We start from the raw sequence: 13440 nt of genomic DNA, 5'->3' as shown, positions 1-13440 counted from the left end.
CATGGCCGCGGGACACCCGAATCCTCATCGACGCCGGATCCTGGCTGGCGGCGTCGGCCTGGCCGCGGCCGGGCTGCTGCCCGGCTGGGCGCGAAGCCAGACGCCGGGTCTGAGCCCGCGCCCCGTCGCGCTGGAAGGCGAGGACATCCGGCTCAGCATCGGCCACGTCCCCTTCCAGGTGGATGGGCGTCGTGGCCACGCGGTGGCGATCAACGGGACCGTGCCCGGGCCGCTGATCCGGCTCAGGGAAGGCCAGAACGTCCGCCTGCACGTCACCAATACCCTGACCGACGAGGAGACCTCGATCCACTGGCACGGCCTTCTGCTGCCGTTCCAGATGGACGGCGTGCCGGGGGTCAGCTTCCCGGGCATCAAGCCGGGGGAGACCTTCACCTACGAGTTCCCGGTGAAGCACGCGGGGACCTACTGGTACCACAGCCACTCCGGCCTCCAGGAGATGATCGGCCACTACGCCCCGATGGTCATCGATCCGGCGGGCGAGGAGCCGAACCCCTACGACCGCGAGCACGTGATCGTGCTGTCGGACTACACCTTCATGCATCCGCATCACCTGCTGGTGAAGCTGAAGCAGCAGCCGGGCTACTCCAATCGCCAGAAGCAGACCGTGGCGGGACTGCTGGCCGGCAAGGACCAGCCGCTGAAGGACCGCATCGAATGGTCGAAGATGCGCATGGACCCCACCGACATCGCCGACGTGACGGCCGCCAACTTCAGCTACCTGGTCAATGGCCACGGTCCGAAGGACAACTGGACCGGCCTCTTCCGGCCGGGCGAGCGGGTGCGGCTGCGGTTCGTCAACGCCGCCTCCATGACGATCTTCAACGTGCGCATCCCGGGCCTGAAGATGACGGTGGTGCAGGCCGACGGCATGGACGTGCGTCCGGTCGAGGTGGACGAGTTCCAGATCGCCAATGCCGAGACCTATGACGTCATCGTCCAGCCGACCGAGGACCGCGCCTTCACCCTGGTGGCCGAGACCTCCGACCGCTCGGGCATGGCGCGCGGCACCCTGGCGCCGCGGCCCGGCATGGCCGCCGAGGTCCCGCCCCTGCGCGATCGGCCGATCCTGACCATGAAGGACATGGGCATGGGGAGCATGGACCACGGGGCCCACGGCGGCCACCAGATGGACCACGGCTCCATGGGCATGCGCGATCCCGCCAACGCCCCGCAGGTGAAGATGACGCCGGGCGTGCAGATGATCTCGCCCATGCCTGTGGACCGGGTGGGCGACCGCGGCACGGGCCTCGAGGGCGCGCCGCACAAGGTGCTGACCTACACGGACCTCGTGGCGACCCGGCCCAATCCGGACACCCGCACGCCGTCGCGCAGCCTGGACATCCACCTGACCGGCAACATGGAGCGGTTCATCTGGGGGTTCGACGGGGAGAAGTACTCCGAGACCACCAGGCCGATCCCGTTCCGCCTGAACGAGAAGGTGCGCGTGACGCTCGTGAACGACACCATGATGGCCCACCCGATCCACCTGCACGGCCACTTCATGGCCCTGGTGAACGGCCACGGCGACCACCAGCCGCTGAAGCACACCCTGAACGTCCTGCCCGGAGGCAAGCTGTCGTTCGACCTTGTGGCCGACGCGCCCGGGGACTGGGCCTTCCACTGCCACATGCTGCTGCACATGCACGCCGGCATGTTCCGCGTGGTGACCGTGCGTCCGATGGAAGGGGCCGCGGCATGAGGCGCCTGCTGCTGATCGCCGCCGCGCCGCTGGCGCTCGCCGCCCCCGCCCTGGCCCAGCCCGCCGACCCGCACGCGGGCCATCACATGCCCGCCCAGGCGCCGGCTGCGGCCGACCCTCACGTGGGCCACAACATGCCGGCGAGCCCCGCACCGGCGACGGCCGACCCGCATGCCGGCCACAGCATGCCGGGCAGCCCCGCCCCGACTGCGGCCGATCCGCACGCGGGCCACCACATGCCCGCCGCGCCGGCTCCCCCGGCCGACCCCCACGCCGGTCATCACATGCCGGCCGAGGCTCCGGCGCCCGCCGATCCGCATGCCGGCCACAGCATGCCGGCCAGCCCTGCCCCGGCGGCGGTCGATCCGCACGCCGGGCACCACACGCCTGCCGCCCCGGCCCAGCCGGCCGATCCGCATGCGGGGCACGCCATGCCGGGGCCGACGGCCGACCCGCACGCCGGACACGTCATGGCGCCGTCGGCCGTGGGCTCCGAGCCCGCCCCGGCTCCCCCCACGGACCATGCGGCGGAGCGCTTCTTCGACGCCCGGGCGATGGCCGAGGCCCGCGCCCTGCTCCGCAAGGAGCACGGCGACATCCGCTGGTCGCGGGTGCTGCTGGAGACGGCCGAGGTGCGGCCCTCCGACGACGGCGACGCCTACGCCTGGGAGGGCGAGGCCTCGTTCGGCGGCGACATCAACCGCTTCGTCCTCTCCACGGAAGGCGAGGCGGAGGACGGCGACCTGCACGCGGCGGAGGTCCAGGCGCTCTACTCGCGGGCGATAGGGCCCTACTTCAACCTGCAGGCCGGCGTCCGCCAGGACTTCGAGCCCCGGCGGCGCCGGACCTACGCCACCGTCGGCGTGGAGGGCCTGGCGCCCTACTGGTTCGAGGTGGGCGGGGCGCTCTTCCTGTCGGACGAAGGCGATCTCTCGGCCCGGCTGGAGGGCTCCTACGACCTGCGGCTGACCCAGAAGCTGATCCTGGAGCCGCGGGCCGAGGTGAACCTCGCCGCCAGCGCCGACCGGGCGCTGGAGGCGGGCGCGGGCGTCCGCGACGTCGAGCTCGGCCTTCGCCTGCGGTACGCCATCAGGCCCGAGTTCGCCCCCTACGTGGGCGTGAACTGGGAGCGGAAGTTCGGCGACACCGCCGACTTCGCCCGCGCCGCCGGGGAGGGGGTGGAGGATACCCGCTTCGTCGTCGGCCTGCGCGCCTGGTTCTGATCCCGCGGCCGCCGGGCGATCTGCGACGGCGCGTCATCGCGGGCTGGACGGACGCCGACACCGACGCCATGACGTACGGCCGGTCCGGTCGTCGCGGCGACGTCCTTCCAGGGACCTGAGGTCCGGGGCCGGAGGGGACCTGACACCCCTCCGGCGCCTCCTGTTGCGAGATGCCCATGCGTTGGCCGGCCCTGGCCCGTAAGATCCACAAGTGGCTCGCCCTCGTCGTGGCGATCCAGGCGGTCCTCTGGACCCTGGGCGGCGTCTACATGACCGCCGTCCACATCGACATCATCCACGGCGACCGGCTGGTGAAGGCGCCGCCCGCCCGCCCGATCGCCCTGGCCGGCCTGGTGGAGCCGGCCCACCTGGCCCGCCTGGCGCCGGGGATGACGAGCGCCCGGCTGGAGACCCAGCTCGGCCAGCCGGTCTATGTGGTGCAGGCCGAGGGCGGCCCCGCCCTCTTCGACGCCCGCACGGGCCGGAAGCTGTCGCCGCTGAACGCCGACCAGGCCAAGGCCCGGGCCCGGGCCCTGTTCGCCGAGGACGGCGCGGTGGTCGGCGCCCGGTACCTGACCAGGGCGCCCCTGGAGATCCAGACCCGGCCGGCGCCGGTCTGGCGCGTGGAGTTCGAGGGCGCCTGGCGGCCAACCTTCTACATCTCGCCGTTCACCGGCGAGCTGGTGTCGCGCCGCCACGACCTGTGGCGGATGTTCGACGTCGTGTGGATGCTCCACATCATGGACTACGACGACCGCCTGGACGTGAACAACGTGCTGATCCGCGTCTTCACCTGGCTCGCCGTGGCCACCGCCGCCTCCGGCGGCTGGCTCCTGCTCTACAGCTTCCGCCGCAGGCGACGGGTCCGGGAGGCCGCGACATGACCTGGTCCCCGATGTTCCTGATCCGCTGGCTCCACAAGTGGATCGGCCTGGCGCTCGGCCTGCAGTTCCTGCTGTGGTCGGTGAGCGGCGCGACCATGGCCCTGCTCGACCACCGCAAGGTCGCCGCCGAGGACGCCGTCCTGCCGGTCGCCCAGCCCGCGGCGCCGGCCGATCCGCTGCCGCTGGCCCGGGTGGCGGAGGCCGTTGGCGCGCCGATCCTGAAGCTCCAGCTCAAGCCGCTCTACGATGCCTGGGTCTACGAGGCGACGACGCCGCAGGGCGTCCGGCTCGTGGACGCCGCGCGCGGCCAGGTCCTGCAGATCGACGCGGCCAAGGGCCGGGAGCTGGCGGTGGCCCGCTTCAGCGGCAGCGCGCCCGTCCGTTCGGTCGAGCGGGTGGAGAAGACGACGCTGGAGACCCGCGACGTCACCCTGCCGGTCTGGCGGGTGGAGTTCGCCGATCCTGACCGCACGACCCTGCTGGTCTCCACGGAGACCGGCGAGGTGCTGGCTGCGAGGAACGACACCTGGCGGCTGTGGGACATCGCCTGGATGCTGCACATCATGGATTACCGCGACCGGCAGAGCTTCAACCATCCGCTGATCGTCACGGTCGGCACGGGGGCCGCGTGGCTGGCGCTGAGCGGTCTGGTCCTGCTGTTCCGCAGTTTCCGGCGCGGCGACTCCGCCCGAACCCGGGGCCCAACTGGCGCCGTCGGAACGGACGCGCGCTGATACCCCGCCGCGGGGCGGCCGGGATCACGACCGGCGGCGGCCGAGATCCTGCAGCAGGTTGCCGCACAGGGCGAGCAGCGCGCCCGCCATCGCCCCGAAGGCGATGGCCCAGGCCACGCCCTGCAGCAGCACCCGCGGCGACAGCGCCCCGTTCGGGCCGAAGAAGGCGACGACCGCGCGGGTCGGCGGGGCGCCGCCCATGGCCTCGCCGACCCAGCTCAGCAGGAAGATGACCGCCAGCACGAGCGCTCCCAGCAGGGAGGCGTGGAAGACGCTGTGGCGCGGGCGGTCGGCGTGGGCCATGCCGGACCCTAGGCCGCGAGGCGGCGTCCGGCGTTGATAACGGTCAAGCCTAGCGGCGGCGGCGACCGAAGTCGGATTCGGTGTGGCTCACGCCCACGGTGACCTGGCCGCAGTCGCCGAGCGGCTGGGTGACCACGCCGCCCACCGTGCGGTAGCCGCGCGTGCCGATCCCGGCCCAGACCTGGCCGTGGGGCCTGCCGTCGGAAGCCGGACAGCGGGAAGCCCCGGCCGCGGCGATCTCCTCCGACGGGCGTCCGTCGAGTACGCCGCGGGCCCAGTCGCCGATCTCGCGGGCCGCGCGGTCCTCCGCGGCGGTAGGGCCCGGAGCTGCGGGCGGCGTCTCTGCGGCCGGCGGCGGCGAGGCGCTCGCGCCGGCGGTGGCCATCGCCTCCTCCGCCGCGGCAGCCGGTCCGAAGGCGAGCGCGAGGCCGGCGAGGGCGAGCAGGCGAAGGGTCATCGGCGAACTCCAGACACCCCGGGAGCCTGGCGGTCAACCGCGACCGGAAGATGGCCGGTCCGCCGCCCGCGGCGAGGCGGCCACCTAAAATGAGTAGGCGGGCGGCCGCGGACCGGCGCTTGTTAACGATTGAAGACCCGCCCGCCGTGATAGCCGGAGCCGTTCGCGAACTTCGCGACCGGCCCCGGGAACGACCGAATGGACAAGCTCACCCCAGACGACCGCCACGAGTTCGCCCGCGAGCTGGTGATCGTCGCGCGCCGTTGGCGCGCCCGCCTCGACGAACGGCTGAAGGTGCTCGGTATGAGCCAGGCGCGCTGGTCGACGCTCTACTGGCTGTCGCAGTCGCCGGAGGGCGTCAGCCAGACCGCCCTCGCCGAGCGGACCGGCGTCGAGGCCGCCACCCTGGTCCGGGTGATCGACGCCCTGGAGGCCCAGGGGCTCGTGGAGCGCCGGCCCCGCCCCGGCGACCGGCGGGTCAAGGTGGTCCACCTGAAGGATGCCGCCCATCCGGTGCTGGCCGAGATCGACGCGGTCGGCGAGGCGCTCCGGCAGGAGGTGATGGAGGGCGTCAGTCGCGAGGAGGTGGACCAGGCGCTGAGCCTCCTGCGGCGCATCCGCGGCCGGCTAGACGGCGAGACGACGATCGCCTTTCCGGCGCTGCGGCTCGCCAACGGTTGAGCGGGTAGCCGGTCAGGCCTCCCCGGCGGGCGCGGCCGTCTAGCGCCTGGCGCGCCAGGCGGCCGCCTGGTCGGAGGCGAGCTCCACGAGGTCGCCCATGGCCACCGGCACGTCGAGCGAGTGCAGCCCCCAGTCCGGCAGGACGGCGCCGTTCGCGAGATGGTCGCCCGAGATCTCGTCGGTGCGCGGATCGGCGGGATCGGCCTCCACCCGGACCGCCAGGTAGGAGCCGTTGTCGTCGGAGACGCAGATGCCGCTGATCAGGCCGGGGACTTTCACGAACGGCGTGTCGACGGGCCTGTCGGGCGTCACCCAGGGCGGCGGCGGCGCGGCGGTGGGGTGCATGCTCCTGGCGCCGAACACCGGATTGAGGGTGGCGCGGCCGCCGCCGAGGGCGGCCGGATTGGTGCAGGCCACCTGCATGCCCTCGGCGGTGGTGCGGCCGAAGCGGCTGTTGGCCGGCGGCGGGGCGCGCTCGCGGAAGCTCACATAGGTCACCACGCAGCCCAGTTGGTCGCGGCTGCGGCAGAGCGGCATGGCGCGGAAGTCGCCGCCCACATCCTTGTCCTTCGGCACGAGGACGTTGGCGCCCAGCAGGTAGGCGGCGACGACGCGCGCCTGGGCCGGCTTGCCGTCGATCTCCTCCTGGATCAGCCGCTTCAGCACGCTGGCGCCCTGGCTGTGGCCGAACAGGATGACCCCCCGGCCCTGGTTTTCGCGCGCGAGATAGTGGCGCCAGGCGTCGCGCACGTCGCCGTAGGCCAGGTCGCGGTCCACCGGCACATCCTCCCCGGCCGTCATCCGCCGAAGCGCCGGGATGGTGATCTGCCGGTAGAGCGGCGCGAAGATCCGGCACACCTGACCGAAGCGGGCGAGCTGGCGAGAGACCACCGCGCGTTCCTCCGCTCCGGGGACCATGTCGCTGTTGGGCGCGGTGTCGGCCGAGACGGTGGGATAGACGTAGAAGCAGTCGACCTCCGGGGCCGGATGGCGTGTCCAGCTCTCGCGGCTGAACGCGCCGTTCGCCGCCACGACCGTCGCGGTCAGGTCGAGGTCGCAGGCGTCGCTGCGTCCCGGCCGGCACAGCCAGGCCTCATCGCGGGCGTAGTCGTTGGCCGGCGGCCGCGGCGCCTGGGCGGCGGCGGTCCCGGCGACGGCGAACAGGCCAAGGGCCAGGCCGGCGAGCAGGGCTCTGCGCATCGATGTTCCTCCCCCGGCCCCTCTCGCACGCGCGGGAGGCCCTGACGCCCAGTCGAACACCGGGCCCTGCCCGGACGCAAGGCCGCTATGCCTGGGGCCGCGAATGCGGTTCTCTCGCTGAAACGGCTGGCGAAACAGCTCAGCAATACGCTAGACACTTTTCGGAAGAACGGTACGGCGGGGTGACCCGCACGGGGCCGCGAAAGTCCGGGGGAGGGCTTCTGTGATACGAGAGTTCCTGGTCTGGCTGCAGACCGAACTGGGCAAGGGGCCCGGCGAGTATCCGATGTCCTGGAGCGAGGCGCTCCTCGGCTCGCTGAACTTCTGGGGTCTCCTGGAAGGCACCCACCTGCTTTCGCTGATGCTGTTCGCCGGCACCATATTCGTGGTCGACCTGCGGCTTCTGGGCGTCACCTTCAGGCGGACCCCGGTCTCGGTGCTCAGCGACAAGGTGCTGCCGCTCACCATCTTCGGCTTCGTGCTGGTGATCCTGACCGGACTGGCGCTCTTCTACGCCAAGCCGCTGGTCTATTTTCACAACATCTGGTTCCGCGCCAAGCTGGTGTTCATCGTCCTGGCGCTGATCAACATCGTCGTCTTCCACCGTCGCGTGCAGCGCAACATCCAGGAGTGGGACACCCTCGCGAGCCCCCCGAGGGCGGCGCGCGCCTCGGCGGTCATCTCGCTCGCTTCCTGGGCCGTGGTGATCATGCTGGGCCGCTTCATCGCCTACGACTGGTACGAGTGCGGCAAGCCGATTCCCGACTGGGCCAACACCCTTCAGGAGTGCGCCGCCTCGGAGCGCGGCGCGGCCCCCCTGGGAGGCGCCCAATGACCCCCGCCGAAGTGTTTCCCGAACTGCGGCCCTGGGTCGAGAACCTGGTCAACGTCTGGCCGGCCTATGTGATCAAGCCGCAGTTCGCCCAGTGGCAGGTGCTGCACATCCTGTCCCTCGTCATCCTCGGCGGCGCCAGCATCCTCCTGAACCTGCGCCTGATCGGCGTGGGCCTGACCGAGGAGCCGCCCTCGGAGATCCACCGCAACCTGCGGCCGTGGATCCACGTCGGCGTCGTCGGCATCATCGTCAGCGGCGTGCTGATCGGCATGGCCAACGCCGAGCGGCTCTACGACAGCGCGGCGTTCACGGTGAAGATGGCCGCCCTGCTCGCCGGGATCATCCTGACCTATGGCGCGAGCGGGCTGACCGCCAGGGCGGACGGCCAGGTCACGCCGGCCGCCAGGGTCTTCTTCCTGCTGGGCATGGCGGTGTTCGCCTTCGCGCTGTGGGTGTTCGTCACCGCGGAACTGATCAATCCGGGCGTATTCCACGTGCTGACGGCCGCGGCGCTGATGGTGCTGTTCGTCACCCGCGGGCCGATCCGTTGGGTCTACCTGACCGGCCTGATCCTGCTGATCCTGGCGCAGTTCGGAGCCACCCACATCGTCATCAAGCCGGACGACTACGCCCGGCTCGACCCGGTGAACATCGCCTTCGCCTGGGTGTTCGCCGCCTGGATCTTCGGCCTGGCGGGGTTCCAGCTGTTCGCCGCCGGCCGCGGGCCGGAGGGCGGCCCGCTGACCAGGACGATCGGCTACGCCACCATCCTGGTGTGGGTGACCGCCGCCGCCGCCGGCCGCTGGATCGCCTTCGCCTAGCTCTCCTGCGCAGGCGCGGGCTCGCCGGCGAGCGCCCGGGCGGCCCAGGCGAGGTTGCGGGCGCAGTTGCGGCCGACGCGGTCGGAGTACTCGTGCGCCTGGCGGGTCTCGGTGTAGTCGGGGCCTGGGCCGGGTCCCAGGTGCCAGTAGGTCCAGGCCTGGCCGGGAACGGTGAAGCCCACGTCGATCAGCGCCTGGGCGACCGTCGCCACGATGTGGTGGGCGCCGTCCTCGTTGCCGGTGACCACCACGCCGGCTACCTTGCCCATGGCCGGCGAGCGGCCCTGGTCGTCCGTCTCGGAGAGCAGCGCGTCCAGGCGCTCGAGGGCCCGCTTGGCGACGCTGGACATCTGGCCCATCCAGGTGGGCGTGGCGACGATCAGGATCTCGGCGCCGGCAAGTTTCTCGCGCACCTTCGGCCACTCGTCTCCGCCGCCCTCGTCGGACGTCACGCCCGGCTTGATGTCGAGGTCGACGAGGCGGACCATCTCGGCGCCGATCCCGTCCCTCTCCAGCTGGTCCATGACGACACGGGCCAGAGCCTCGGTGTTGGAGACCTCCGGGGAGGCTTTCAGGGTGCAGTTCAGGACAAGCGCCTTCATGCGTCGGCTCCTCGACAGATGGACCGGGAGCTAACGGCCCGGCTGGGCGCCCGTTCCGGCGTTCCCGCGCCGGCGCTCAGGCGCGCCGGCTGGTCACCGCGTGATAGACGAGCAGGACGACCACGGCGCCAATGATCGCCACCAGGATCGAGTAGGGGCTGACGCCATCGACGGCCGGGCCGCCGAAGCGGGTGAACAGGAAGCCGCCGACGAAGGAGCCGACGACGCCCAGGAGGAGATCGACGACCAGCTTGCCGCGCGGCCGGTTCACCAGCTTGCTGGCGATGAAGCCGGCGATCAGCCCGAGCATGATCCAGGCCAGGATGGACATGGCGTCTCCCAGGGTCGCGCCTGCCGTCCGTCCCGGCAGGCGCCGCGAAAAAGTCCGCAAGGCGCAGTTAGTTCCGTCGCCCTCCGGCGCGGAGGCGCTCGCAACCTCGACCGCCTGCAGGGGTTTAGGCCTTTCGCGTGTCGCTGGGACTGAAGGAGACCATCCCTTGACCAAGAAGATTTTCGCCGCCGCGGCCATGGCCGCCTCGGCCCTGTCGCTCGCCGCCGCCCCCATGGTCGCCGAGGCCCAGACCCGCCAGCGGGTGCTGGTCTGCGACGGCAAGGTGAAGAAGAAGGCCAACACCGGCACGATCGTCGGCGCGGTGGCCGGCGGCGTGCTCGGCAACGCGGTGGCCGGCAACGGGGCCAAGACGGAAGGCACGGTGCTCGGCGCCGGCGTCGGCGCCGTGGTGGGCCACCAGGTGGCCAAGAAGAAGGCCAAGAAGAAGAACTGCCACTACGAGTACGTGCGGCGCTGAGGGCTCATGGGGTCGGAGCGCGTCCCGGCGGCGGACCGCCCATGCTTCGCCTGACGCGCTCTAGCCCTTCACGCACATCCACCGCGCCCGGTGGAAGTTCAGGGCGTTGTCCGTCCAACCGGTGACGCGCGGGTTCACCAGCGCGCGGGTCACCTGGTAGAACAGGGGCGCCGTCCCCTCCTGGTTCAGCATGATCTGCTCGGCGCGCGACAGGATCTGCGCGCGCCGGGCCGCGTCCGGCTCCTGGTCCGCCTGGGCCAGCAGGGCGTCGTAGGCGGGATTGCGGTAGTCGCCGTAGTTCTGCGCGCCCGTGGTGGACTGCATCAGCGCAAGGAAGGTGACGGGGTCGTTGAAGTCGGCGTACCAGCTCATCGAACCCACCTGGAAGTCGCGCTCGCGGTAGGCGGCGAAGGCGATGGCGCCCTCGTTCTGCACCAGGCTCACGTCCACCCCGATGGCCCGCCAGTCGGCCTGGACCGCCTCCATGAGGAGGAGGGAGTCGGTATTGCTTGCGGTCTTGATCTCGATCTTCAGCGGCCGCTCGGGCGTGTAGCCGGCCTGGGCCAGGAGCGCGCGGGCCTCCGCCTGCCGCGCCTCGAGACTCTTGTCCGCCCAGACCACCTTCGGCCCCGGCGCGTAGCCGGCGGTGATCGGCGGCACGAAGCTGTAGGCCGATAGCTGGCCCGCCCGCAGCAGCTTCCTGGTGATGAAGTCCCGGTCGATGCTCTCGGAGAGCGCGCGGCGCACGCGAACGTCTTTCAGCGGCGCCACGTCACGGGTGTTGAACGACAGGTAGGAGGTTGCGAGCGCCACATGGGTCCGGGCGTAGCCGGGGAGGGTCTTCTGCAGCCGCTCGAACCGGTTCGACTGGAAACTGGTGTTGATGTCCAGCTCGCCGCGCTCGATGCGCCGCTCGGCGGCCACGGCGTCGGGGGTCGGATAGTAGTTGATGCGGTCGAGGCAGACCTTGTCGGCCTCGAAGAAGTGCGGGTTCTTCACCGCCTGGATGCGGTCGCCGAGACGCCAGGAGACCAGCTGGAAGGCGCCGTTGGAGACGTACTTGCCCGGCTGCACCCAGGCGTCGCCGTGCTTCTCCACCACGTGCTTCGGGGCCGGGTAGAAGCTCTGGTGCATCAGGAGCTGGGGCAGGTAGGGCGCGGGATGCTCGAGGGTGAGTTCCAGGGTCCGTGGGCCGAGGGCCCGGGCGCCGAGGGTCTCGGGCCCGGCCTTTCCCTCGTTCACCGCCTGGCCGTTCTTCAGGATGTAGACCATGTAGGCGTAGATCGAGGCCGTCTCGGGGGCGAGGACACGCCGGAAGCCGAAGACGAAGTCGTCGGCCGTCACAGGCCTGCCGTCCGACCACTTCGCCTCGCGAAGCTGGAAGGTCCAGGTGAGGCCGTCGGGGCTGGTGGCCCAGGACGTCGCCATGCCGGGCGAGGGCGTGGCGTCGGGCGTCTCGGTGGTCAGGCCCATCATCAGGTCGCCGATGACCCGGCTCTCCGAGAGCAGGTTGGCCTTCTGGGGGTCGAGCGTCAGGGGCTCGATCTCGATGCCGTATTCCAGGCACGTCTGGCCGGCGGGGCAGGCGGGCCGCTGCACCTTCCCCTGGCAGCCGGCCAGCGCCACGGCGGCGGCGGCCAGCGCCACGGATAAGAACCTACTCTTCACGGCGACCCCTGCTCCAAAGCGGCCGCCATCACGCCATGCCGGCGGGCCCGTTGTCGAGCCGCCTCAGTGCAGCCGGAACTCGCCCGCCACGGCCTTCAGCTCGGCCGGCTTGATCAGCTTGCAGTGGCCGATGGTGACCTTGAACAGGGGGCCGTCGAGCGTGCGCTCCCAGAAGTCCAGGAACTTCTTCAGCACGGGAAATTCCGGGAAGACGTCGTAGTCCTGCCAGATGTAGCTCTGCAGCAGGGCGGGGTGGTCGGGCATCCGGTAGAGGATCTCGGCCGTGGTCAGGCTGTAGCCTTCCAGCTGCTTCCGGAATTCGGGCGACGCCAGCATGTGCAACCTCGACGCTGTTGGTCCAGGCGCGGCGCGCAGTCACCGCGCACCGAGAGCTACGCGCGATTCGTCTGAATGTTCCATGAATTCCGCGACTTAGCACTCATCAAGCGCAACTGCTGCCAAGCTTCAGCCCGCCGCGCCGTAGGCCCTGGGCTCCAGCCGTACCGGGATCGGCTCGGGAAACGGCCGCCACCCCATGTGCCGCAACACGTCGTTGCTCTCCCTGGCCCTGCGGCCCGGCGCCAGCGACCAGGTGATGTGGTAGGTGGAGCCGTCCGGCCGGTCGGTGGCGCCGGAGATCCGCACGACCATGGCCTGTACGCCCTCGCCGTCGTCCGCCTCGCCGACGATCTCGCCCGCGCGCTCGGTGGGCAGCTTCATCTGTCCCGGGCCGAACTTCAGGGTCACATGATCGGCCACCGTCTCGGCGTAGCGCGGCGGGAAGCGGGCGAGGAGCTGGCGCCGGTCCTCGCGGTCCACCGACCATCCGATGAAGACGCCCTTGCCCGCCATGACCGCTCCTTGAGCCTTCCTTCCCCACCAACCGGCCGCCGCGCCGTGGGTTCCGCCAAGCTCAGGCGGGGAACAGCTCGGGCCGGCGCACGCGCAGCGCCAGCACCAGGGCGAGGGTCTTCAGGTCCTCGATGCGCCGCTGCGCCACCCAGTCCCAGAGCTGCGCCAGCGGGACCTCCATGACGGTGATGTCCTCGCGCTCGCCGTCGACGCCGCCGCCTTCGGCCACGCGGTCCGTTGCTGCATATGCCGCGAGGAAGAGGTCGATCCGCTCCGAGGAGATCCCCGGCGTCGAGAAGGGCGAGCCCACGTGCTCCAGCCGGTCGAGCCGGACGCCCACCTCTTCCAGCGCCTCGCGGCGGACGGTGTCCTCCACGTCCTCGTCCTCGACCATCCCGGCCGGCGCCTCGGCGAGCTCCGGCGGCCCGCCGGCCCATATCACCGGCGGCCGGGGCAGGCTGGCCAGCAGCGCGACCTTGCGGACCGGGTCGTAGGGCAGGACGCAGACGGCGCGGCCGTGGTGCTCGATCTCACGGCGGAAGGTCTCCCCGCCCGCGTCGGCCAGGGTGGCCACCATGATCGTGGAATAGCCCTGGTAGACGGTTTCCACCTTGCGCAGCTCGACCGGCATCCCGCCTCCTGGTTTGACGT

17 protein-coding genes are annotated in these 13440 nt (G+C 71.3%); 8 read left to right on the top strand and 9 right to left on the bottom strand.

Features of this window, described 5'->3' with window-relative positions:
* Position 1 precedes the first annotated feature (1 nt).
* The 4 genes from V7Z97_RS10455 to V7Z97_RS10440 all read left to right on the top strand — a co-directional run bounded on the left by V7Z97_RS10455 (position 2) and on the right by V7Z97_RS10440 (position 4561).
* A complete protein-coding gene (locus V7Z97_RS10455; RefSeq protein ID WP_334163363.1) occupies positions 2-1720 on the top strand; it encodes a copper resistance system multicopper oxidase in 1719 nt (572 codons plus the stop codon).
* The gene (locus tag V7Z97_RS10450) at positions 1717-2943 is read left to right on the top strand and encodes a copper resistance protein B (protein ID WP_334163362.1); all 1227 of its coding nucleotides are present in this window, start codon (positions 1717-1719) and stop codon (positions 2941-2943) included. Before V7Z97_RS10455 ends, V7Z97_RS10450 begins: the two co-directional genes overlap by 4 nt.
* Before the next feature lie 176 nt (positions 2944-3119).
* Positions 3120-3827 (top strand): PepSY domain-containing protein, encoded by a 708-nt coding sequence (locus V7Z97_RS10445; RefSeq protein ID WP_334163361.1) that lies wholly within the window; start codon positions 3120-3122, stop codon positions 3825-3827.
* Positions 3824-4561 carry a PepSY domain-containing protein gene (locus V7Z97_RS10440; RefSeq protein ID WP_334163360.1) on the top strand — a complete coding sequence of 246 codons (738 nt, stop codon included), beginning with the start codon at positions 3824-3826 and terminating at the stop codon, positions 4559-4561. Before V7Z97_RS10445 ends, V7Z97_RS10440 begins: the two co-directional genes overlap by 4 nt.
* 24 nt (positions 4562-4585) lie before the next feature.
* Here V7Z97_RS10440 and V7Z97_RS10435 read toward each other — a convergent pair whose 3' ends face one another.
* Entirely contained in the window at positions 4586-4864 is a 279-nt protein-coding gene (locus tag V7Z97_RS10435) for a hypothetical protein (RefSeq protein WP_334163359.1), read from the bottom strand.
* Between the two features lie 49 nt (positions 4865-4913).
* Complete coding sequence (locus V7Z97_RS10430) at positions 4914-5321, bottom strand: hypothetical protein (protein ID WP_334163358.1); 408 nt, start codon at positions 5319-5321, stop codon at positions 4914-4916.
* Between the two features lie 198 nt (positions 5322-5519).
* On the opposite strand from V7Z97_RS10430, the gene V7Z97_RS10425 reads away from it, so the two are divergent.
* Positions 5520-6002 carry a MarR family transcriptional regulator gene (locus tag V7Z97_RS10425; RefSeq protein WP_334163357.1) on the top strand — a complete coding sequence of 161 codons (483 nt, stop codon included), beginning with the start codon at positions 5520-5522 and terminating at the stop codon, positions 6000-6002.
* Between the two features lie 39 nt (positions 6003-6041).
* Here the strand turns inward: V7Z97_RS10425 and V7Z97_RS10420 are convergent, their stop codons facing one another.
* Positions 6042-7202 (bottom strand): DUF3089 domain-containing protein, encoded by a 1161-nt coding sequence (locus tag V7Z97_RS10420; protein WP_334163356.1) that lies wholly within the window; start codon positions 7200-7202, stop codon positions 6042-6044.
* A 223-nt stretch (positions 7203-7425) separates the two neighbouring features.
* Here V7Z97_RS10420 and V7Z97_RS10415 point away from each other — a divergent pair, with 223 nt between their 5' ends.
* Positions 7426-8037 (top strand): DUF6644 family protein, encoded by a 612-nt coding sequence (locus tag V7Z97_RS10415; protein WP_334163355.1) that lies wholly within the window; start codon positions 7426-7428, stop codon positions 8035-8037.
* The gene (locus V7Z97_RS10410) at positions 8034-8858 is read left to right on the top strand and encodes a DUF6644 family protein (RefSeq protein WP_334163354.1); all 825 of its coding nucleotides are present in this window, start codon (positions 8034-8036) and stop codon (positions 8856-8858) included. The genes V7Z97_RS10415 and V7Z97_RS10410 overlap by 4 nt, the downstream gene beginning before the upstream one ends.
* On the opposite strand, the gene V7Z97_RS10405 is transcribed toward V7Z97_RS10410, so the two are convergent.
* On the bottom strand, positions 8855-9460 hold the full coding sequence (locus tag V7Z97_RS10405) for a flavodoxin family protein (RefSeq protein WP_334163353.1): 606 nt from the start codon (positions 9458-9460) through the stop codon (positions 8855-8857). The genes V7Z97_RS10410 and V7Z97_RS10405 overlap by 4 nt on opposite strands.
* Positions 9461-9536: 76 nt before the next feature.
* Entirely contained in the window at positions 9537-9791 is a 255-nt protein-coding gene (locus V7Z97_RS10400; RefSeq protein ID WP_334163352.1) for a GlsB/YeaQ/YmgE family stress response membrane protein, read from the bottom strand.
* 166 nt (positions 9792-9957) lie between these two features.
* Here V7Z97_RS10400 and V7Z97_RS10395 point away from each other — a divergent pair, with 166 nt between their 5' ends.
* Positions 9958-10269 (top strand): glycine zipper 2TM domain-containing protein, encoded by a 312-nt coding sequence (locus V7Z97_RS10395; RefSeq protein WP_334163350.1) that lies wholly within the window; start codon positions 9958-9960, stop codon positions 10267-10269.
* Positions 10270-10329: 60 nt separating this feature from the next.
* Here V7Z97_RS10395 and V7Z97_RS10390 read toward each other — a convergent pair whose 3' ends face one another.
* The 4 genes from V7Z97_RS10390 to V7Z97_RS10375 all read right to left on the bottom strand — a co-directional run bounded on the left by V7Z97_RS10390 (position 10330) and on the right by V7Z97_RS10375 (position 13420).
* Positions 10330-11916: a peptide ABC transporter substrate-binding protein gene (locus V7Z97_RS10390; RefSeq protein WP_334163348.1), complete on the bottom strand. Its 1587-nt coding sequence runs from the start codon at positions 11914-11916 to the stop codon at positions 10330-10332.
* Positions 11917-12000: 84 nt separating this feature from the next.
* Positions 12001-12273 (bottom strand): usg protein, encoded by a 273-nt coding sequence (locus tag V7Z97_RS10385; protein WP_334163346.1) that lies wholly within the window; start codon positions 12271-12273, stop codon positions 12001-12003.
* Positions 12274-12402: 129 nt separating this feature from the next.
* Positions 12403-12789 (bottom strand): hypothetical protein, encoded by a 387-nt coding sequence (locus V7Z97_RS10380; RefSeq protein ID WP_334163344.1) that lies wholly within the window; start codon positions 12787-12789, stop codon positions 12403-12405.
* A 61-nt stretch (positions 12790-12850) separates the two neighbouring features.
* A complete protein-coding gene (locus V7Z97_RS10375) occupies positions 12851-13420 on the bottom strand; it encodes an NUDIX domain-containing protein (RefSeq protein WP_334163342.1) in 570 nt (189 codons plus the stop codon).
* Between the last annotated feature and the right edge of the window lie 20 nt (positions 13421-13440).

It is taken from the genome of Phenylobacterium sp. (genome assembly GCF_036821595.1).
Taxonomy (GTDB): domain Bacteria; phylum Pseudomonadota; class Alphaproteobacteria; order Caulobacterales; family Caulobacteraceae; genus Phenylobacterium.
This window is presented reverse-complemented; position numbering and strand designations above follow the sequence as displayed.